Source organism: Streptomyces sp. NA04227, from assembly GCF_013364195.1.
Lineage (GTDB): Bacteria > Actinomycetota > Actinomycetes > Streptomycetales > Streptomycetaceae > Streptomyces.
Window position 1 is genome coordinate 5,914,230 of the sequence record NZ_CP054918.1, and the last position, 19,626, is coordinate 5,933,855.

General features: G+C 70.7%; 14 protein-coding genes and 2 pseudogenes. 9 read left to right on the top strand and 7 right to left on the bottom strand.

All coding sequences use genetic code 11. The features are described 5' to 3' along the window. Positions 1-180 precede the first annotated feature (180 nt). From atpA to HUT18_RS25255, 5 genes are all read left to right on the top strand, one after another. On the top strand, positions 181-1,788 hold the full coding sequence (gene atpA, locus HUT18_RS25235; protein WP_176102826.1) for a F0F1 ATP synthase subunit alpha: 1,608 nt from the start codon (positions 181-183) through the stop codon (positions 1,786-1,788). A gap of 21 nt (positions 1,789-1,809) precedes the next feature. After that, on the top strand, positions 1,810-2,727 hold the full coding sequence (locus HUT18_RS25240) for a F0F1 ATP synthase subunit gamma (RefSeq protein ID WP_176102827.1): 918 nt from the start codon (positions 1,810-1,812) through the stop codon (positions 2,725-2,727). Next, positions 2,727-4,163: a F0F1 ATP synthase subunit beta gene (gene atpD / locus HUT18_RS25245; RefSeq protein WP_176102828.1), complete on the top strand. Its 1,437-nt coding sequence runs from the start codon at positions 2,727-2,729 to the stop codon at positions 4,161-4,163. Before HUT18_RS25240 ends, atpD begins: the two co-directional genes overlap by 1 nt. 155 nt (positions 4,164-4,318) lie before the next feature. Beyond that, positions 4,319-4,693 carry a F0F1 ATP synthase subunit epsilon gene (locus tag HUT18_RS25250; RefSeq protein WP_176102829.1) on the top strand — a complete coding sequence of 125 codons (375 nt, stop codon included), beginning with the start codon at positions 4,319-4,321 and terminating at the stop codon, positions 4,691-4,693. Positions 4,694-4,823: 130 nt separating this feature from the next. After that, positions 4,824-5,279: a DUF2550 domain-containing protein gene (locus tag HUT18_RS25255; protein ID WP_176102830.1), complete on the top strand. Its 456-nt coding sequence runs from the start codon at positions 4,824-4,826 to the stop codon at positions 5,277-5,279. Positions 5,280-5,581: 302 nt separating this feature from the next. On the opposite strand, the gene HUT18_RS25260 is transcribed toward HUT18_RS25255, so the two are convergent. The 4 genes and pseudogenes from HUT18_RS25260 to HUT18_RS25275 all read right to left on the bottom strand — a co-directional run bounded on the left by HUT18_RS25260 (position 5,582) and on the right by HUT18_RS25275 (position 10,132). Then, entirely contained in the window at positions 5,582-6,436 is an 855-nt protein-coding gene (locus tag HUT18_RS25260) for a serine protease (protein ID WP_176102831.1), read from the bottom strand. 255 nt (positions 6,437-6,691) lie between these two features. Next, a pseudogene (locus tag HUT18_RS25265) lies at positions 6,692-7,798 on the bottom strand (glycoside hydrolase family 18 protein); the annotation flags it as partial. Positions 7,799-8,246: 448 nt separating this feature from the next. Beyond that, positions 8,247-8,897 (bottom strand): response regulator transcription factor, encoded by a 651-nt coding sequence (locus tag HUT18_RS25270; protein ID WP_176102833.1) that lies wholly within the window; start codon positions 8,895-8,897, stop codon positions 8,247-8,249. Next, a complete protein-coding gene (locus tag HUT18_RS25275) occupies positions 8,894-10,132 on the bottom strand; it encodes a sensor histidine kinase (protein WP_176102834.1) in 1,239 nt (412 codons plus the stop codon). The genes HUT18_RS25270 and HUT18_RS25275 overlap by 4 nt, the downstream gene beginning before the upstream one ends. Before the next feature lie 319 nt (positions 10,133-10,451). On the opposite strand from HUT18_RS25275, the pseudogene HUT18_RS25280 reads away from it, so the two are divergent. Next, positions 10,452-10,985, top strand: a pseudogene (locus HUT18_RS25280) (hypothetical protein); the annotation flags it as partial. Between the two features lie 258 nt (positions 10,986-11,243). Here the strand turns inward: HUT18_RS25280 and HUT18_RS25285 are convergent. Further along, positions 11,244-11,816 carry a cob(I)yrinic acid a,c-diamide adenosyltransferase gene (locus tag HUT18_RS25285; protein ID WP_176102835.1) on the bottom strand — a complete coding sequence of 191 codons (573 nt, stop codon included), beginning with the start codon at positions 11,814-11,816 and terminating at the stop codon, positions 11,244-11,246. Between the two features lie 395 nt (positions 11,817-12,211). Between HUT18_RS25285 and HUT18_RS25290 the strand changes: the two genes are divergently transcribed. The 3 genes from HUT18_RS25290 to HUT18_RS25300 all read left to right on the top strand — a co-directional run bounded on the left by HUT18_RS25290 (position 12,212) and on the right by HUT18_RS25300 (position 16,673). Beyond that, on the top strand, positions 12,212-13,060 hold the full coding sequence (locus tag HUT18_RS25290) for a 3-hydroxyacyl-CoA dehydrogenase family protein (RefSeq protein WP_176102836.1): 849 nt from the start codon (positions 12,212-12,214) through the stop codon (positions 13,058-13,060). Between the two features lie 207 nt (positions 13,061-13,267). After that, positions 13,268-13,591, top strand: a complete 324-nt coding sequence (locus tag HUT18_RS25295; protein ID WP_176102837.1) for an STAS domain-containing protein — start codon at positions 13,268-13,270, stop codon at positions 13,589-13,591. Positions 13,592-14,120: 529 nt separating this feature from the next. After that, positions 14,121-16,673 (top strand): ATP-binding protein, encoded by a 2,553-nt coding sequence (locus tag HUT18_RS25300; protein ID WP_176102838.1) that lies wholly within the window; start codon positions 14,121-14,123, stop codon positions 16,671-16,673. Positions 16,674-16,694: 21 nt separating this feature from the next. Here HUT18_RS25300 and HUT18_RS25305 read toward each other — a convergent pair whose 3' ends face one another. Both HUT18_RS25305 and HUT18_RS25310 read right to left on the bottom strand, forming a co-directional pair. Continuing rightward, positions 16,695-17,918 carry an FAD-dependent monooxygenase gene (locus HUT18_RS25305; protein WP_176102839.1) on the bottom strand — a complete coding sequence of 408 codons (1,224 nt, stop codon included), beginning with the start codon at positions 17,916-17,918 and terminating at the stop codon, positions 16,695-16,697. Beyond that, on the bottom strand, positions 17,915-19,321 hold the full coding sequence (locus tag HUT18_RS25310) for an MFS transporter (protein ID WP_176102840.1): 1,407 nt from the start codon (positions 19,319-19,321) through the stop codon (positions 17,915-17,917). Before HUT18_RS25310 ends, HUT18_RS25305 begins: the two co-directional genes overlap by 4 nt. Positions 19,322-19,626 lie beyond the last annotated feature (305 nt).

Sequence of the window (19,626 nt, forward strand, 5' to 3'; positions counted from 1 at the left end):
GGCGACCCAAGCCGTGGCGGCCGTGACAGCCGTACAGCTTCAAAGAAGAAGAGCAAGACTACGGCCCGCGTTGGGCCGTGCAGTGAATGTTTCTGGGGGGCCTGCGGCCGAGCCGCAAGGTGAGAAAGCCCCAGACCCCATAAGAAACTTCGGGCCCAACAAGGAGAGCAGGGAACCCAGATGGCGGAGCTCACGATCCGGCCGGAGGAGATCCGGGACGCGCTGGAGAACTTTGTCCAGTCGTACAAGCCGGACGCGGCCTCGCGCGAGGAGGTCGGTACGGTCACCCTTGCCGGCGACGGCATCGCGAAGGTCGAGGGCCTGCCCTCGGCCATGGCCAACGAACTGCTGAAGTTCGAGGACGGCACCCTCGGCCTCGCCCTCAACCTCGAGGAGCGCGAGATCGGTGCCATCGTCCTCGGTGAGTTCAGCGGCATCGAGGAGGGGCAGCCGGTCAGCCGTACCGGTGAGGTCCTCTCCGTCGCGGTGGGCGAGGGCTACCTCGGCCGCGTCGTCGACCCGCTCGGCAACGCGATCGACGGCCTCGGCGAGATCGAGACCAGTGGTCGCCGCGCCCTCGAGCTGCAGGCCCCCACGGTCATGCAGCGCAAGTCGGTGCACGAGCCGATGGAGACGGGCTACAAGGCCGTCGACGCGATGACCCCGATCGGCCGTGGCCAGCGTCAGCTGATCATCGGTGACCGTCAGACCGGCAAGACCGCCCTGGCCGTCGACACGATCATCAACCAGCGCGACAACTGGCGCTCCGGCGACGTGAACAAGCAGGTCCGCTGCATCTACGTCGCCATCGGCCAGAAGGGCTCCACCATCGCGTCCGTGCGCGGTGCGCTGGAGGAGGCCGGCGCCCTGGAGTACACGACCATCGTCGCCGCCCCGGCGTCCGACCCGGCCGGCTTCAAGTACCTGGCGCCGTACACCGGTTCGGCCATCGGCCAGCAGTGGATGTACGAGGGCAAGCACGTCCTCATCATCTTCGACGACCTCTCGAAGCAGGCCGACGCCTACCGCGCCGTGTCCCTGCTGCTCCGCCGCCCGCCGGGCCGTGAGGCCTACCCGGGTGACGTCTTCTACCTGCACTCCCGTCTGCTCGAGCGCTGCGCGAAGCTCTCGGACGAAGAGGGCAAGGGCTCGATGACCGGTCTGCCGATCGTCGAGACCAAGGCCAACGACGTCTCGGCGTTCATCCCGACCAACGTCATCTCCATCACCGACGGCCAGTGCTTCCTGGAGTCCGACCTGTTCAACGCCGGTCAGCGTCCGGCCCTGAACGTCGGTATCTCGGTCTCCCGCGTCGGTGGTTCGGCCCAGCACAAGGCCATGAAGCAGGTCTCCGGACGTCTTCGTGTGGACCTCGCCCAGTTCCGTGAGCTGGAGGCGTTCGCCGCCTTCGGTTCCGACCTGGACGCCGCGTCCAAGGCCCAGCTGGAGCGCGGTCAGCGCATGGTCGAGCTGCTGAAGCAGGCTCAGTACCAGCCGATGCCGACCGAGGACCAGGTCGTCTCCGTGTGGGCGGGTACCACCGGCAAGATGGACGAGGTGCCGGTCGCCGACATCCGTCGCTTCGAGCGTGAGCTCCTGGACTACCTGCACCGCAGCCACCAGGGCCTCATGACCTCCATCAAGGAGGGCGGCAAGATGTCCGACGACACCCTGCAGGCCGTCGCCGAGGCGATCGCGGACTTCAAGAAGCAGTTCGAGACCTCGGACGGCAAGCTGCTCGGCGAGGACGCTCCGGCGGCCCCGAAGGCGACCAGCGCCTCCAAGTGACGTAAGGAAGGGACCTGACTCATGGGAGCCCAGCTCCGGGTCTACAAGCGTCGCATCCGATCCGTCACCGCGACCAAGAAGATCACCAAGGCGATGGAGATGATCGCCGCCTCGCGCGTCGTCAAGGCGCAGCGCAAGGTGGCGGCCTCCACTCCTTACGCGACCGAGCTCACCCGCGCGGTCACGGCGGTCGGTACCGGTTCGAACACTGATCACCCGCTGACGACCGAGTCGAAGAACCCGACCCGCAGCGCGGTCCTGCTCCTCACGAGCGACCGCGGTCTGGCCGGTGCCTTCAACTCGAACGCCATCAAGGCCGCCGAGCAGCTGACGGAGCGCCTGCAGGCCGCGGGCCGCGAGGTCGACACGTACATCGTCGGCCGTCGTGGTGCCGCCCACTACAACTTCCGCGAGCGCAAGATCGCGGCGCAGTGGAGCGGTTTCACGGACGAGCCCACGTACGCGGACGCCAAGCAGATCGCGGGACCGCTGATCGAGGCGATCGAGAAGGAGACGGCGGAGGGCGGCGTGGACGAACTCCACATCGTCTACACCGAGTTCGTCTCGATGATGACGCAGACGGCGGTCGACAACCGTCTGCTGCCGCTCAGCCTCGACGAGGTCGCGGAGGAGTCGCCCGCCAAGGACGAGATCCTGCCGCTCTACGACTTCGAGCCGTCGGCGGAGGACGTCCTCGACGCCCTGCTGCCGCGCTATGTCGAGAGCCGTATCTACAACGCGCTGCTCCAGTCGGCTGCCTCCAAGCACGCCGCCACCCGCCGCGCGATGAAGTCGGCGACCGACAATGCGGGAGACCTGATCAACAACCTCTCCCGTCTTGCCAACGCGGCCCGCCAGGCCGAAATCACCCAGGAAATCAGCGAGATCGTCGGTGGCGCGAGCGCCCTGGCCGACGCGACCGCGGGGAGTGACAAGTAATGACGACGACAGTTGAGACGGCCGCTGCCACGGGCCGCGTCGCCCGGGTCATCGGCCCGGTCGTCGACGTGGAGTTCCCCGTCGACGCGATGCCGGAGATCTACAACGCGCTGACGGTCCAGGTCGCCGACCCGGCCCAGGACGGCGCCCTGAAGACCCTGACCCTCGAGGTTGCCCAGCACCTCGGTGAGGGCCTGGTCCGCGCGATCTCGATGCAGCCCACCGACGGCCTGGTCCGCCAGGCTCCGGTCACCGACACCGGTACGGGCATCACCGTCCCGGTCGGCGACTTCACCAAGGGCAAGGTGTTCAACACCCTCGGTGAGGTGCTGAACGTCGACGAGAAGTACGACGGTGAGCGCTGGACGATCCACCGCAAGGCGCCGAACTTCGACGAGCTCGAGTCGAAGACCGAGATGTTCGAGACCGGCGTCAAGGTCATCGACCTGCTCACCCCGTACGTCAAGGGTGGAAAGATCGGTCTGTTCGGTGGTGCCGGTGTCGGCAAGACCGTGCTGATCCAGGAAATGATCTACCGCGTGGCCAACAACCACGACGGTGTGTCGGTGTTCGCGGGCGTCGGTGAGCGTACCCGTGAGGGCAACGACCTCATCGAGGAGATGAGCGAGTCCGGCGTCATCGACAAGACCGCGCTGGTCTTCGGCCAGATGGACGAGCCCCCGGGCACCCGTCTGCGCGTGGCCCTGGCCGGTCTGACCATGGCGGAGTACTTCCGCGATGTGCAGAAGCAGGACGTGCTGTTCTTCATCGACAACATCTTCCGCTTCACCCAGGCCGGTTCCGAGGTCTCGACCCTGCTCGGCCGTATGCCCTCCGCGGTGGGCTACCAGCCGAACCTGGCCGACGAGATGGGCCTCCTCCAGGAGCGCATCACCTCGACCCGTGGTCACTCGATCACCTCGATGCAGGCGATCTACGTCCCCGCGGACGACCTGACCGACCCGGCCCCGGCCACCACCTTCGCCCACCTCGACGCGACGACGGTGCTCTCCCGTCCGATCTCGGAGAAGGGCATCTACCCGGCCGTGGACCCGCTGGACTCCACGTCCCGCATCCTGGACCCGCGCTACATCGCGCAGGACCACTACGAAGCGGCGATGCGCGTCAAGACGATCCTGCAGAAGTACAAGGATCTTCAGGACATCATCGCGATCCTCGGTATCGACGAGCTCGGCGAGGAGGACAAGCTCGTCGTCCACCGTGCCCGTCGCGTGGAGCGCTTCCTGTCCCAGAACACCCACGTCGCCAAGCAGTTCACCGGCGTCGACGGTTCGGACGTGTCCCTCGACGAGTCGATCGCGGCCTTCAACGCGATCTGCGACGGCGAGTACGACCACTTCCCCGAGCAGGCGTTCTTCATGTGCGGTGGCATTGAGGACCTCAAGGCCAACGCCAAGGAGCTCGGCGTCTCCTGAGGCACCGGCTTTCGACGAGAGGGGCGGCACGCCCCGGATTCGCTCCGGCGGACCCCAGGTGCGTCCGTCCCTCTCGGTACTTCCCTCTAGTCTTTCTAGAATTCGACCCAACACCCGGCACCGATCCCGCCGGGTGGTGACCCGAGGAGCCACCCTTGGCTGCTGAGCTGCACGTCGAGCTGGTCGCCGCCGACCGCCAGGTCTGGTCCGGAGAGGCCACCCTGGTCATCGCGCGCACCACGTCCGGCGACATCGGCGTCATGCCCGGTCACCAGCCGCTGCTCGGTGTGCTGGAATCGGGCCCGGTGACCGTCCGCACGAGCGACGGCCAGGCCGTCGTCGCCGCGGTGCACGGCGGTTTCATCTCGTTCGCGGACAACAAGCTGTCGCTGCTCGCGGAGATCGCCGAGCTTTCCGACGAGATCGATGTCCAGCGTGCCGAGCGGGCGCTGGAGCGCGCGAAGTCCGAGGCGGACGCCTCGGCCGAGCGTCGCGCCGATGTCCGCCTGCGCGCGGTGGCGGTGCGCTGACGAGGCGTACCACCTGTTGTGACTCAGCCGCGGCCGGGTCCGGAGCCTCTCCGGACCGGGTCGCGGCTGAGGTGAATGCGGGATCGGATTTGACCGTGGTGTTACTGATGAGGCGAGGAGGTCGATACTGATGGTCCTCGCTTTGCTGGTGTGCGGTATCGCGTTGGTCGTGCTCGTACTGGTGGGCCTGTTCTGCTTCGGGCTGCGGCGCCGGATCATCCAGCGCTCGGGCGGCACGTTCGACTGCAGCCTGCGCTGGGACGCGCCCACGCCGGAGGAGTCCTCCCGCTCGGGCAAGGGCTGGACGTACGGCATCGCCCGGTACAGCGGCGACCGGGTCCAGTGGTTCCGCGTCTTCTCGTACGCGCCGCGCCCGCGCCGGATCCTGGAGCGGGCCACGATCGAGGTGGTCGGCCGCCGGGCACCGGAGGGCGAGGAGGAACTCGCCCTGCTGTCGGACGCGGTCGTGCTGACCTGCGTGCATCGGGACACCCGGCTGGAGTTGGCCATGAGCGAGGATGCCCTGACCGGGTTCCTGGCGTGGCTGGAGGCGGCGCCTCCGGGCCAAAGAGTCAATGTGGCCTGAGAAGAAGAGTCTCTTTGGATGGGGGTCCCCCCGGACGGAGTCTGGGGGAGAGTCAATGTGGCCTGAGAAGAAGAGTCTCTTTGGATGGGGGTCCCCCCGGACGGAGTCTGGGGGAGGGTCAATGTGGCCTGAGGGTCATCAGCTTTCGTACGTGTTTCTCAACTGCCCCGCCGTGACGGGGCAGTTGTCGTTTCACCGGTGGACGTGACCGGGCGACGACGACGACCGCCGCCCGGCCGAAGCCGGGCGGCGGCTGACGTCACGGAGCGGCCGGGGCCGTCTCAGTGGTGCGTGCTTCGGGTTCAGCGGCCGGAAGGCTTCGGCAGGGTGCAGCCCTCGGCGTCGAGGTCGAGCTTGCTGCCCTCGCCGATGCAGGCGGGTATGCCGTAGGTCTCCTGGGCGTAGCCGATGTTCTTGTGAACGGTGACCTCGCCGTTCTCGTCCACCTCGCAGGGGTTGTTCACCGAGCAGTCCTCGGCGCCCTCGTTGATGGTGTTGTTGACGGCGACGACCTTGCCGGTCTCGTCGTCCAGGACCGGCGAGCCGGAGGTGCCGCCGATGATGTCGCACTCCGAGGTGTAGCGGAGCGAGTCCTTGAAGGTCCAGTCGCCCTCGCGCAGTTCGTGGGCGAAGCCGCCGACGCTGCAGCTGTAGGTCTTCTTCCAGTAGCCGGACACGACCGTGATGGCCCTGCCCTGCTCCGGGTGCTGGTCCTGGAGCTCCAGCGCCTTGATGCCGTGCTGCTGCTCGATCTCCTGGTACGTGGTGGTGAGTTCGTACAGGGAGACGTCCGTGTCGGTCATGGTGCCGTACACGACCTTGGAGGCCTTGAGCGTGGCGACGTCCTGCGCCTTGGCGTCGAGCAGCGTGAACGTACGGCTGGAGGGCTGGTCCACGACGACGTCGCCGGGGCCGGGCATGCCGCCCTCCAGGCAGTGGCCGTTGGACATGACCAGGGCCGGGTCGCCGGGCTGGGAGTCGGGCATCCGGACCACGGAGCCGGAACAGTTGCTGAGCGCCACGGTGCCCGCGAAGTTCACCGCGCGGGGAGCGGGCTTCTTGGCCGGGGCGTCCGGGGCCTGGACGGCGAGCGCGGGGGCCGCGCTCGCGCCGCTGAGGACGACGGCGAAGAGGGCGCCGAGAAGGGACTTCTTCATGTGGGGGGTTCCTCTGTGGTACCGAAGGGTCCGAGGCCGGAAGCGAACCTCGGATGGGGCATGGGGCATTCTGGCCGCCTCCACAACTCCCGTACAAGAGTGCGGACATGGCGCGGGCGGTGCGGACGCGAGGCGATGAGGGCGCCGCGCACACCGAGGAAGCCGGGAGAACGGGGGGCGTACCCGTTCTCCCGGCTTCGTACTCGGGAGGTTCGTCGCCGTACCGGCTGACCAGTCTTCCGGTACGGCGACCGGCTACCTCAGACCGCTGTCGATGGCGCTGACGAGTTCACCATTGGCCGTGTCGCCGCTGAACTCCCAGAAGAAGGCGCCGCCCAGGCCCTGTTGCTTGGCCCAGGCGAGCTTGGAGCCGATGGTCTGCGGGGTGTCGTAGCTCCACCAGTTGTTGCCGCAGTGGGCGTACGCGGTCCCGGCCACGGTTCCGTTGGCGGGGCAGCTCGACTTGAGGACCTTGTAGTCCTCGATGCCCTGTTCGTAGGTTCCGCTCGCCGGGCCGGTGGCCGTGCCGCCGGGTGCCGCCTGGGTCACGCCGGTCCAGCCGCGTCCGTAGAAGCCGATGCCGAGGAGGAGTTTGTCCGCGGGGACGCCCTTGGCCTTGAACTTGGCGATGGCCTCCGCGGTGGTGAAGCCCTTCTGCGGGATGCCCTCGTACGGGGTGAGCGGGGAGTGCGGTGCGGTCGGGCCCTGGGCGGACCAGGCGCCGAAGAAGTCGTAGGACATGACGTTGTACCAGTTGACGTACGGGGCCGCGCCGGCGTAGTCGGTGGCGTCGATCTTGCCGCCGTCGGAGCCGTCGGCGGTCACCGCCGAGGTCACCAGGTAATCGTTGCCGAACTTCGAACGCAGCGACTGCATCAGCTTCTTGTAGGCGTCCGGGCCGCTGGAGTCGCAGCTCAGGCCGCAGGCGTTGGGGTACTCCCAGTCGATGTCGATGCCGTCGAAGACATCGGCCCAGCGGGGGTCCTCGACGAGCTTGTGGCAGGACTCGGCGAAGGCCTCCGGGTTCTTCGCGGCCTCGGTGAAGCCGCCGGACCAGGTCCAGCCGCCGAAGGACCAGAGGATCTTCAGGTCGGGGTACTTGGCCTTGAGCTTGCGCAGCTGGTTGAAGTTGCCGCGCAGCGGCTGGTCCCAGGTGTCGGCCTTGCCGTCCACGGACTGCTCGGCGCTGTAGGCCTTCTCGTAGTCCGCGTAGGAGTCGCCGATCGCGCACTTGCCGCCGGTGACGTTGCCGAAGGCGTAGTTGATGTGGGTGATCTTGGCCGCGGAGCCGGAGGTGTCGAGGTTCTTGACGTGGTAGTTGCGGCCGTAGACGCCCCACTCGGTGAAGTAGCCGAGCTTGACGTTCGAGGCAGCGGGGGCTGCCGCGGCCGGGCCGGTGCGTGCGGTGGCGGTCTCCTGCCGGGTCTCCTGGCCGGTCTCGGCCGCGGCGGACGCGCTCACGAGTCCGACCGCGGCGGCGAGGGGGAGGAGCAGGGCGGTGATCCCTGCGGCGGCTCTGTGTCCGAAGCGCATGCTGCGCCTCCTCGGGGTGAGGTCCGGTTGTGGGGGTGGAACCAGGAACCTGCGCCGCCCGTGAGCGGGGCGCGACGGCGAGGGCCGCGAGGAGGTGCGGCCGCCCGCCTGTCATGCACTGCTCACCGCAGTGCCGCGAGAATAGAAAGGTCTGTACCACCGGTCAAGAGGTCTGGACCAGAGAACATGACGACACTTCATGTCCGGGCGGCCGACCGGCAGTTCGGCGGCCGGCCCTCGCCCGCGGGGTCCGCGTCCGCCTCGGCCCCGCAGGCCGTCAGACCCCCAACTCCTGTGCCAGTACGGCCGCTTGGACCCGGCTGCGCAGTTCCAGCTTGGCCAGGAGCCTGCTGACATGGGTCTTCACGGTGGCCTCCGCCATGTCGAGGCGTACCGCGATCTCCGCGTTGGACAGGCCCTTGCCCAGGCTCGACAGGACCTCGCGCTCGCGCCGGGTCAGCCGTTCGAGTACCTCCAGGTCGGCCGCCGGGGACTCCTCGGCGGCGGGCCCGGCGGCGAACTCCGCGATCAGCCGCCGGGTGACCGCGGGCGCGATGAGCCCCTCGCCGCGCGCCACCGTCCGTACCGCTTCGAGGAGGTCACCGGCCTCGGTGTTCTTCAGGAGGAAACCCGAGGCACCGGCGCGCAGGGCGCCGAAGACGTACTCGTCGAGGTCGAAGGTGGTCAGGACGAGGACGTCGGCCAGGCCCTCGGCGACCACCCGGCGGGTGGCCGCGACTCCGTCGAGGCGGGGCATCTGTACGTCCATGAGCACCAGGTCGGGCCTCAGTTCGCGGGCGAGTTCCACCGCCTGTTCGCCGTCCGCGGCCTCCCCGCACACCTCGATGTCCGGCGCGCTGCGCAGGATCAGTACGAGTCCGGCGCGGACCGCCGACTGGTCCTCGGCGACCAGTACCCGGATCGTCATGCCTTCGGCTCCTCATTCGTGTTCGGGGCGGCGCCGGAGGCCTCGGCCCCCAGCGGCAGGGCGGCACGGACCTCCCAGACGCGGCCGCCGTTCGCGGAGTCCGGGCCCGCCCCGGCCGCGAAGTCTCCGCGCAGCAGGGCGACCCGCTCCCGCATACCGACCAGACCGGCGCCGCTGCCGGGCGCCCTCGGTCCGTCCCGGTCCGCGTAGGGACTTCTCACCCGTACCTCCAGGTTCTCGTCGCGGTGTGCGAGGCCCACCGTGACCTTGCCGGGGGCGGCGTGCTTGAGCGCGTTGGTCAGCGACTCCTGCACGATCCGGTACGCGGCCAGCTCGACCGGCGCCGGAAGCGGCAGGGGCGTACCGTCCGCGCCGGTGGGGCGCCGGTCGCTCAGCACCACGTCCAGACCATTGGTACGCGCGCCCTCGACCAGGCTGCCGAGCCCCTCCAGGGTCGGCGCGGCGGCGGGCTCGTGCTCCCCGCTGTCGTCGCGCAGGATCCCGATCAGGCGGCGCATTTCGGCCAGGCCGTCCACGCTGTTCTCGCGGATGACCACCATGGCCTCGCGGGTGGTCCGTTCGTTGTCCAGGGACAGCGCGGCGGTGGAGTGGATGGCGATCGCGGAGAGGTGGTTGGCCACCATGTCGTGCAGTTCCCTGGCCATCCGCGCGCGCTCGGCGGCCACCGCCTGCGCCCGGTCCATCTCGGCGAGCAGCGCGGTCTGTTCGGCCCGCAGCCGGGCCGACTCGGCGGCGTCGCGGTGGTTGCGCAGCAGCGCGCCGGTACAGGCGGGCGCGAAGCTCACCAGGCCGGTGACCACACCGACGAGCAGGGCCTCGGGTTTGCGGAACCAGGCCAGAAAGCCCAGCGTGACACCGATCGTGATCAGTCCGGTGGTCACCGGGATACGGCGGGCGGCGGCGGGGGAGCCGTAGACCACGGCCGCGTACATCAGGTCCGTGAACATCACGACGGTGGCGAGACTGCCCGGCGTGAACTGGTCCGCGACCAGCGCCAGGGTCCCGACCACCAGCGCGAACTGCGGACGGGTGCGGCGCAGCAGCTCCAGTGCCGCGGTGACGATCAGCGGGGGCAGCACCCAGGCGCCGTGTTCCAGCGGGGCGGGCTCGGTCTTGTTGTACAGGCCGATGCCCCACAGGAGCAGGCCGCTCAACAGCCCCACCACGGCGATCATCACATCGTGGCGGTGCGGGCGGGGCGGGCGCGCGGACATGCCTCCCATCCAACACGGCCCACCGGGCTCGTGCCTGCCCCCGGGGGAGGAGCCGCGGGCCGCGCGCTACATCGAACCGGGTACTGCGGCAGCCGGACACGCGCCGCGCCCCGGCGGCCCGCCGCCCACGGCTACATCGAAGGATGCAGCCCCGGTTCCTCACTGCCGACGACGACCCCGGGGGCCCTTTGCCGGGAGCCTGGAAGGGCGTCCTCGACGGGGCGCGAAGAACGTTCCGTACGAGGCGGCGCAGGCCGTCCCGGACAGGACGGACAGGACAGGCAGGACGGGCAGGACGCGAGAGCGCTGGGAGTGAGCCGTGATCGTCACCCTGATCATCATCTGCGAGGTCGCCTTCTGGGTGCTCCTCGCCGCCGGACTCGCGGTGCGCTATCTGCTGCGAATGCCCCGCACGGGCTTGGCATTGCTGCTCTGCGAGCCGCTCCTGGAGCTGGTGCTGCTCGTGGTCACCGCGATCGACCTCAAGAACGGCGCGGACCCCAGCTGGGAACACGGTCTCGCCGCCCTCTACATCGGCTTCACCGTCGGCTACGGCCACTACACCATCGGCCGTCTCGACGCCCACGCCGCGTACCGCTTCGGCAAGGGCCCCCGCCCGGTCAAGCCCCCGCGCTACGGACTGGCCCGCGCCCGCCACGAGGGCGTGCTGTGGCTGCGCACCGTGCTCGCGGTCGGCGTCGCGGTGGCGCTCCTTCAGTGCGCGATTTGGTACGTCGGCGGCGACGGGGCCACCGACTCGCTGCGCGACTGGCAGTGGTCGGCGCTGCGGATCGCCGGGATCCACGGACTGATCGCCCTCACGTACACGATCTGGCCGAAGAAGGCACCGGCCGGGCTGCGCGCGGAGAGCGGGGCGCGGGACGAGTACGACGGGTACGAGCGCGACGAGTACAAGCACGGCGAGTACAGGCACGATGCGGACAAGCACGGCGAGTACGGGCGCGAAGAGGGGGAGCGTTCCGCCCGGCGGTCGTCGATCGGCTGACCGGCGGCGGGGCGTACGGAGGAGCGCTGACGTACTGAGCAGGACCGAGTCGTACGCGGTCCTGCTCAGTCGTGTTCAGTCGTGTTCAGTGGCGCTCAGCGCTCGTCAGCGTTCGCCGCCCGGCACCCACAGCACGTCGCCGGTCTCCTTGTTGGCGATACGGGCCAGGATGAACAGCAGGTCCGAGAGCCGGTTGAGGTAGGTCGCGGTGAGCGGGTTCATCGTCTCGCCGTGCGCCTCGAAGGCGGCCCAGGTGGAGCGCTCGGCGCGGCGGACCACGGTGCAGGCCTGGTGCAGCAGGGCCGCGCCCGGCGTACCGCCCGGCAGGATGAAGCTGCGCAGCTTCTCCAGCTGCTCGTTGAAGCGGTCGCAGTCCGCCTCGAGCCGGTCGATGTAGAACTGCTCCACCCGCAGCGGCGGGAACTCCGGGTTCTCCACGACCGGCGTGGACAGGTCGGCGCCGACGTCGAAGAGGTCGTTCTGCACGCGCGTGAGGACCTGGACCACCTCCGCGTCGAGCCGCCCGAGCGCGATGGCGGTGCCGAGGACGGCGTTGGCCTCGTTGGCGTCCGCGTACGCCGAGATCCTGAGGTCCGTCTTGGCGGTGCGGCTCATGTCGCCGAGCGCCGTGGTGCCCTTGTCGCCGGTCCGGGTGTAGATACGCGTCAGATTGACCATGCGGCCAAGGGTAGTGCGCGGGCTCCGATCGACCGGAGCCGTCCGGCCGTACGCAACCGAGGGCTGCGCCACACTCCCCGGGGCCGCCCGCCGGTGCCCGCTCCCGTTCCCCCGACAGGGGCGCCGGAGCCTCAACTGCCCGCCCGTGACTGCCAACTGGGTCACACCGGCACCCGGCCCGGTGTGATGTCCGTCCTTTGAGACGTGACTCGCATCTCTATGCGCCCAACGGACGCCCCGCTACCGCTAATGTCCGCCGAAAGGCATACGCCATCGCAGGCATACGCCGCCGTCAGGCGTGCGTGACCGATCAGCGAACAGATCACCGAAAACAGGCATACGTCAACAGGCGTACGTCAACGGACATACGTCAACAGCGTGCAAGGGGTGTCGCAGTGGCCAGGAAGCTCGCCGTCATCGGCGCCGGACTCATGGGGTCCGGCATCGCGCAGGTCTCCGCCCAGGCCGGCTGGGACGTCGTGCTGCGTGATGTCACCGACGCCGCACTGACCCGCGGCACCGACGGCATCGAGAAGTCGTACGAGAAGTTCGTGGCCAAGGGCAAGCTCGAGGCCGCGGACGCCGAGGCGGCCCTGGCGCGCATCACGACCTCCACGGATCTGGAGGCGGTGGCCGACGCGGACATCGTCGTCGAGGCCGTCTTCGAGAAGCTCGAGGTCAAGCAGGAGATCTTCGCGGCGCTCGACAAGATCGTGGCCGAGGACGCGGTGCTCGCCTCCAACACCTCCGCCATCCCGATCACCAAGATCGCCGCGGCGACCGAGCGTCCGCAGCGGGTGGTCGGCGCGCACTTCTTCTCGCCGGTGCCCATGATGCAGCTCTGCGAACTGGTGCGCGGACTCAAGACCAGCGACGAAACCCTGGCCACCACCCGGGAGTTCGCCGAGTCCGTCGGCAAGACGTGCATCGTGGTCAACCGCGACGTCGCGGGCTTCGTCACCACCCGGCTGATCTCGGCGCTGGTCGTCGAGGCGGCCAAGCTCTACGAGTCGGGCGTGGCCACCGCCGAGGACATCGACATCGCCTGCCGGCTGGGCTTCGGCCACGCCATGGGTCCGCTCGCGACCACGGACCTGACCGGCGTCGACATCCTGGTGAACGCGACCAGCAACATCTACACCGAGAGCCAGGACGAGAAGTTCGCCCCGCCGGAGCTGCTGCGGCGGATGGTGGACGCGGGCGACCTCGGGCGCAAGACCGGCCAGGGTTTCTACACGTACTGACGGGTCGTCGGCCCTAAGCTCGTCCCGTCCCCCAAAGCGAATTCGGTATCGGTTCGCTTACGGACAGCGACTTGCACCGCCCCCGGGCGGCCGGGTGCTGTGACATACACCCACGCGAGCACACACGCGAGAACTGCCAGTCCTGCGGCACTCGTGCATCGGCCCCGGTGCCGGCACGAGTGCCGCCCCGCACTCCCGGGAGCGCACATGCACATCAGGGGCGACCACGCCGAGCTGGTCGTCGGGGGCCGCCTCGATGTCCGCACCGCGGCGGACGCCCGGACCGCCCTGCACTCGGCCTTGGACGAGGGCACCGGGGATCTGCTCCTCGACCTGTCCGGGCTCACGTCCTGGGACGCCGCCGGGCTCGGCGTCATCATGGGCGCGCACCGGCGCGCCGGGCGCTGCGGCCGCAGGCTGGTGCTGCGCGGCGTACCGCTGCAGATGCAGCGCCTGCTCGTCGCGACCCGGCTGCACCGCATCCTCGCCATCGAGGGCGGCATCGTGACCGAGGCCCTGCCCCGCGTCTGAGCGCGCGCCGCGACCCGGCCGCGTCCGGGCGGTCGCCCGCCCGTGATTTCCGGGTGCGACGGTTCGTGGCCGACCGCGGACAGCGGTGGTCCGTCGCGTACGAAGCATGCCGTGCCCGTCCACCGGCCCCGTCCACCGGCCCTTGGGGCGACGCGGGCGAAAAGGTACGCACGTTCGTTTCCGGAGTCTTCGTGACGTCCCGGACCCGGTGGTACCCCACTGGTGCGCCGGGTGCCCGGGACCGTCTAGGGTGCCCTGGCCCGCACGAATGCGCCACGGCCTGAAGGGTGGGCACCGGAACGAAAACGGCAGCTGGGGGGTTGCCCGGTGGACCCCCGTAGTGTGCCACCCGGTAACCCCCCATTCGCGCACTGGGCCTTTTCTCGGACCAGGCAGGTCGAGCGGTTCGGGTCGGCAGCGGCGGTTCGGGTCAGCCCGTCCGCCCCGCCCCCTCTCCGTTCGGCCGGCCGGGTTTCGGCAGGGCCCCGGTACCGGACGCTCGGCACACAAAGCTTTGGGGGCTTTGCACATGGATCCGCACGACGGCGAACTCGAGGAGCACGGCGAGGAGTCGGCTTCCCGCCGCGCCCAGCCCCGTGATCCGCTGGCGCCCGACTTCGGGCAGCCCGCCCAGGCCCCCGCCCGGATGGCGCGCGTGGTCAGCGGCGAGTACCTGGTCACCGTGAACCCCGTGGACGGCAGCGAGATCGAGCTGTGCCCGCCCGGCGCCCGGCCCGAGCGCCCCGTGAAGCTCACCCCCGCCGAACGGGCCGCCGCCGCGCCACTGCCGGAGCGGCCCGCCGCGCCACTGCTCCAGCGCGAGGAGGAGCGCGAGCGGCTCGGACGGCTGCTCGCGCAGGGCCGCTCGGTACGGCTGACCGGAGCCCCGGGCTCGGGCCGCAGCAGCCTGCTCGACCAGGTCGCCGAGGACTGCGCGCAGCTCGCGCCGGACGGAGTGGTCCGCCTCGGCGGCCGCCAGCGCGGCGCCCAGGACCTCTGGTACGACCTGTTCGCCGCCGTGTACGGGGGCGCGGGGCACCGTCCCGACCGGGGCCCGCTGCTGGAGCTCCTCCAGGACATCGGCGCGGTGGTCGTCCTGGACGACCTCGAACTCGGCGGCGCCGCCCTCGACGAACTCCTCGCCGCCGCGCCCGAGTGCGCCTTCCTGCTCGCGGCCGGTCCCGAGATACCCGCGCCGTCCGCGACGTCGGGTGTCGAGGAGGTCGTCCTCGGCGGACTCGACCGTGCGGGCGGCCTGGAACTCCTGGAGAGCCGTATCGGCCGCCGCCTCACCGAGGAGGAGGCCACCTGGGCGGGCGACCTGTGGTTCGAGTCCGAGGGACTGCCGCTGCGCTTCGTACAGGCGGCCGCCCTGCTGCGGCAGCGCGACCGGCTGCTCGCGGGCCCGGCCGAGACCGACGCGCAGGGCAATCCGCTTCCCCCGGAGGTCGACGCGTACGGCGTGCCCCTCCCGCCGGAGGACGCCGTGTTCGCCGCGCCGGTACCGATGCCCAGCCTCGCCGAGGGCGCCGCGCCGGTCGCCCTGCTCGCGTCCCGGCTGAGCGACTCGGCCCGCGAGACCCTGCGGATCGCCGTCGTGCTCGGCGGCGAGGTCCCGCACCCGTCCCATCTGCCCGCACTGGTCGGGGACACGCACGCGGACGCCGCCATGGCCGAACTCACCGAAGCCGCCCTGGTGTTGGTGACCGGCGGCAGTCACCGGCTCGCGCCCGGCGTGCTCGGCCAGCTCGTCGCCGCCGGGTACACCGGGACCGCCGAGGAAGCGGCCGCCCGGGCGCACACCGCGGCCCAGTACTACGCCTGGTGGTCCGGGCACCCCTCCGTCGACCCGGCACGGGTGGCCGCCGAGTCGGCCGCCCTGCTCGCCGCGCTCGCGGCCGTGGTCCCGGCGCCCGGCAGCGCCCCGCGCACCGAGGAGGGCGCCCAGCACGTCTCGGTCGCCCTCGCCCGTACGGCGGCGCCCGCGCTCGCCGCCGCCCTCGAATGGGGCGCCTGGGAACGCCTGTTGCGCTCCGGACAGGAGGCCGCCCGGCTGACCGGCGAGGTCGCCGAGGACGCCTACTTCCACCACGAGCTGGGCGTGCTCGCGCTGTGTACGGGCCACCCGGACCGGGCCCGTACCGAGCTGGAGGCCTCCATCGGCCTGCGCGGCGCGCTCTCCGACAAGCGCGGCACCGTCGCCGGGCGCCGCGCCCTCGCGCTCGTCGCCGACCGCACCGGAAGCCTGCCGCCGGTACTCCAACTCCCGCCGGACGACCGGACGGTGGCGCTCCAGGTGCCCCGTCGCGGCGAGCCGAAGGCCACCCCCGCCACCCCCGCTTTCGGACTTCCGCGTCCCGCCGAGCCGGACGAGACCCCGCTCGAACCGATCACCCTGGTGGCCCGCGACAGCGGCAGCGCCTCGGCCTCGGCGGCCGCCCGGTCCGGTACGGAGGACGACGGGCGGCGGCGCGGCGGGTTCCTGGGCGGTGCCCGGCGCAACCTGGTCGGCGCGGGCGCGGGCGTACTCCTGGTCGCCGTACTCGGCACCGTGGTCGCCCTCGGCACCCTCTCGGACGGCGAGGACACCCCCGGCAAGGTCTCCACCAACCCGTCGGCCACCGAGCAGCCGGGCGAGCCGAGCTTCCCCGAGGACACCGAGCTCACCGAGTCCCCGAGCGCGCCCGTCGAGGAGCCCCCCACCTCGCAGAGCCCCACGCCGAGCGAGTCCACCTCGCCGACGCCGAGCGAGACCCAATCGCAGAGCCCCACGCCCAGTGAGACGCGGACCTCCGAGCCGCCCACCACCTCGGCACCCCCGTCGACCTCCAACCCGCCGACCACCTCGGCACCCCCCACCACCAAGCCCCCGACCACCAAGCCGCCCACCACCGACCCGGAGACCACCCCGCCGACCACCACCCCCGGCGAACCCGGCACCTCCGACTCGGCCAGTGGTCCCACGACGCCCCAGGCGAGTGCTTCCCTGCCGACCCGGACGGCACCGGGGGACGGTGAGACGCAGCCGACCACCGAGGCGGCGGGGGCGGGGTCCGGCTCGGAGTCCGAGACCCTGGCCTGACGTGGCTGCGTGCGCCCGGCCTCACGTCACATACGTGAACTCGGGCAGCGCCAGCGCCGAATGGGCCGGTCGCCCCTGAGAGGCGGGCCTGGCGCGCAGGTCGCGCAGCATGGCGTTGCGCTGCTCCAGGGCCCGAGCGGTGGTCGGGAAGAGGGTGGCGTCGCCCGTGCCGACCTGATCCTGATTCAGGGTCACGAACTCGCGGGTCGAGTGTTCGTAGGCGACGAAGCCCGCGGCGTGGTCCCGGCCGGCGAGGGACGCGGCGAGCATGTAGGCGCCGACGAGCGCGAGGCTGGTGCCCTGTCCGGTGAGGAACGAGGGTGCGTACGCGGCGTCGCCCACCAGCGCGACCCTGCCGCTGGACCAGCGGGGCATACGGATCTGGCTGACCGAGTCGAAGAACAGGTCGTGCGCGTCGCGCAGCGCCGCGAGCAGGCCCGGCACCTCCCACCCCGCGTCGGCGAAGACCCCGGCGACCAGGTCCCGTTGGGCGCACGGGTCGCGGAACGCGTCGAACGGCGGCTCCGGGCGAGCGAAGTTCAGGAGGGCGTGTACGGCGTCGCTGTCCTCCACGGCGTAGAGCGCCGCGGCCCTGCCCGGGACGTTCCACAGCACGACCTCCCGGCGGAGCCCGAAGGTGTTGGGCATGGTGAACCCGGCGAAGCAGTATCCGAGATACCGGTGGAACGGCCTTTCGGGGCCGAACGCCAACGCGCGGGTACGGGAGTGCAGACCGTCCGCCCCGACCACCATGTCGAACCTGCGCCTGGCGCCCCCGCGGAAGAGGACGTCGACGCCGTGGCCGGAGGACTGGTCGAGGGTGTCGAGGGAGTCGTCGAACAGGAACTCCACGTCGTCGCGGACCGCCGCGTACAGGGCGCCGGTCAGATCCCCGCGCCGTACCTCCAGGTCCTCACCCGCGACACCGCCGGTGAGGGCGTGCGGGTCGAGTGAGGCCACCTCGCCGCCGTCCGCGTCGAGGAAGGTCAGCCTGCGCAGATCGATGTGCGCCTCCCGCAGCCTCGGCAGGATGCCCATCCGCCGGACGACCTCGAGTGCGGTGCCGCGTACGTCGACGGGATAGCCGCCGCTGCGCACCGCGCCCGCCTTCTCGACCACCGTGACCGCGAACCCGTGGCGGTTCAGCCAGAACGCGAGGGCGGGCCCCGCGACGCCGGCCCCGGATATCAGGACCGTGCGCCGCGGTCCGGTGCGCAGGTCCCTCGACGAATCGGTGCGGGTCATGCCTTGGCTCCTTTGGGCAGGGTGCGGGTGATGAGCAGGGACAGCGCCGTGACGACGGCTGCTGTGACGAAGCCGGCGACGAAGGCCGATTCGTCCGGGACATCCGATCCGGAGGGGGTTCCGGCGGCGAGGAGGGCGCCGCTGAGCTGCACGCCCACGGCGTAGCCGGTCACGCGGGTCACCAGGACCAGGCTGGTGGCGATGCCGGTGTCGCTCCGGTCGACGGACACGGCGGTGCTGGTCACCATCGCCGTGACGCACAGGCCGTTGGCGAGCGCGATCAGCATCTTGCCGATGACCAGGTGCCAGATCGCGGTGTGTACGGCGGCCAGGGCGAGCAGCGCGACGACCAGGAGGACGATCCCGTTGACGACCACGGCACGCGAGCCGAGGCGCCGCGCCCCGATCCCGCTGAGCGGCCCGGCCAGCGAGGCGGCCACGGCGCCGGGCAGCAGGATGAAGCCGATCTCGGTGGCGCTCGCCCCGAAGCCGTGCTCGGCGTCCTCCAGCGAGAGGAGCTGCGGAACGAGATGGACCGCCATCGCGGTACCGGCGCAGATCGTGAACGTCAGCACGCACGACTTCCACACCGCGGGCAGGGCGAGCATGCGCAGATCGACCATCGGCGCGGCCGCCCGACGCTCCACGGCGACCCATCCGGTCCCGAACGCGGCCAGGAGCACGACGAGGACGCCGAGTACGAGCGGTTGCGAGCCCGCCTCGGGTGCCAGCAGGAGGACGAGCATGAGCGTGACCAGCGTCCCGCTCAGCAGACCCAGACCGGGCCAGTCGACCCCGGAGCCGTCCGACCGGCCCGGCGGATCGTGCGGTATCAGCCTGTTCACAAGGACGGTGGACCCGATGACCGCCATCGTCGGCAGCGCGAACATCCAGTGCCGGGACAGCCCTTCGGCCACCGGCCCGGCCGACAGCGTGCCCGCCATCCCGCCCCCGACGAACAGCCCGCTGACCACCCCGATGGCCACCTTCGCCTCGCTCGCGGGCAGATGGGCGCGCACCAGGATGAACGACAGCGGCAGCGCGCCCACCATCGCCCCTTGCAGCACCTGACCGAGCAGCAGCACCGGCAGGTTGGGCGCCATGGCGGACACCAGACCACCGGCACAGACCACCGCCATCAGCCGGATCAGGACCCGTTTTCCGCCGTAGCGGTCGCCGAACTTGCCCGCGACCGGGGTGACGAGCGCGCCGGTGATGAGCAGCACGACGCTGAGTAACGCCCCTTCGGAGGTGCTCATGTCCAGTTCGCGCTGCAGAAGCGGAAGCGTCGGTGTCACCACCGACTCCAGGGCACCGGTGGCGACGGCCAGCGCGCCCAGGGCCCAGACAGCGGCCTTGCCGATGCGAACCGGGGGAGGGGGAGGAGCCAGAGTCGCGGTCATGGTGGTCCTTTCCGTCAGTGCCGGGCGAGCAAGGGTCGGCCGTCCGCGTGGTGCTGCCGCTTCCGCCGCGCCCGGCGCGGACACAGCGGCCCTTCACGCGGGGCGCGGTGTGCGTGGTGGTGCGTGTGGTGGGCGTGCGTCGTGGAGGGTCGGGTCGGAGGGAGTCCGTCGCGGTCCGATGCAGCCCGACGGGTGAACTCGTCGAAGGGGTAAGCGAGTTGGCGAGTTGGCATAGGCGCGGTCGCTGGGCGAGGCGGGGCGGCGAGTGCGGCCGCTCATAAAAACTACACTACACCGTGCAGTGT

Bases quoted from the DNA above. Each gene is read 5' to 3' on its own strand.
- HUT18_RS25255 (WP_176102830.1), top strand. From the start codon at position 4,824: ATGGTCCTCGCTTTGCTGGTGTGCGGTATCGCGTTGGTCGTGCTCGTA.
- HUT18_RS25270 (WP_176102833.1), bottom strand. From the start codon at position 8,897: ATGACGATCCGGGTACTGGTCGCCGAGGACCAGTCGGCGGTCCGCGCC.
- HUT18_RS25240 (WP_176102827.1), top strand. From the start codon at position 1,810: ATGGGAGCCCAGCTCCGGGTCTACAAGCGTCGCATCCGATCCGTCACC.
- HUT18_RS25285 (WP_176102835.1), bottom strand. From the start codon at position 11,816: ATGGTCAATCTGACGCGTATCTACACCCGGACCGGCGACAAGGGCACC.
- HUT18_RS25310 (WP_176102840.1), bottom strand. From the start codon at position 19,321: ATGACCGCGACTCTGGCTCCTCCCCCTCCCCCGGTTCGCATCGGCAAG.
- atpA (WP_176102826.1), top strand. From the start codon at position 181: ATGGCGGAGCTCACGATCCGGCCGGAGGAGATCCGGGACGCGCTGGAG.
- HUT18_RS25275 (WP_176102834.1), bottom strand. From the start codon at position 10,132: ATGTCCGCGCGCCCGCCCCGCCCGCACCGCCACGATGTGATGATCGCC.
- HUT18_RS25260 (WP_176102831.1), bottom strand. From the start codon at position 6,436: ATGAAGAAGTCCCTTCTCGGCGCCCTCTTCGCCGTCGTCCTCAGCGGC.
- HUT18_RS25300 (WP_176102838.1), top strand. From the start codon at position 14,121: ATGGATCCGCACGACGGCGAACTCGAGGAGCACGGCGAGGAGTCGGCT.
- atpD (WP_176102828.1), top strand. From the start codon at position 2,727: ATGACGACGACAGTTGAGACGGCCGCTGCCACGGGCCGCGTCGCCCGG.
- HUT18_RS25305 (WP_176102839.1), bottom strand. From the start codon at position 17,918: ATGACCCGCACCGATTCGTCGAGGGACCTGCGCACCGGACCGCGGCGC.
- HUT18_RS25295 (WP_176102837.1), top strand. From the start codon at position 13,268: ATGCACATCAGGGGCGACCACGCCGAGCTGGTCGTCGGGGGCCGCCTC.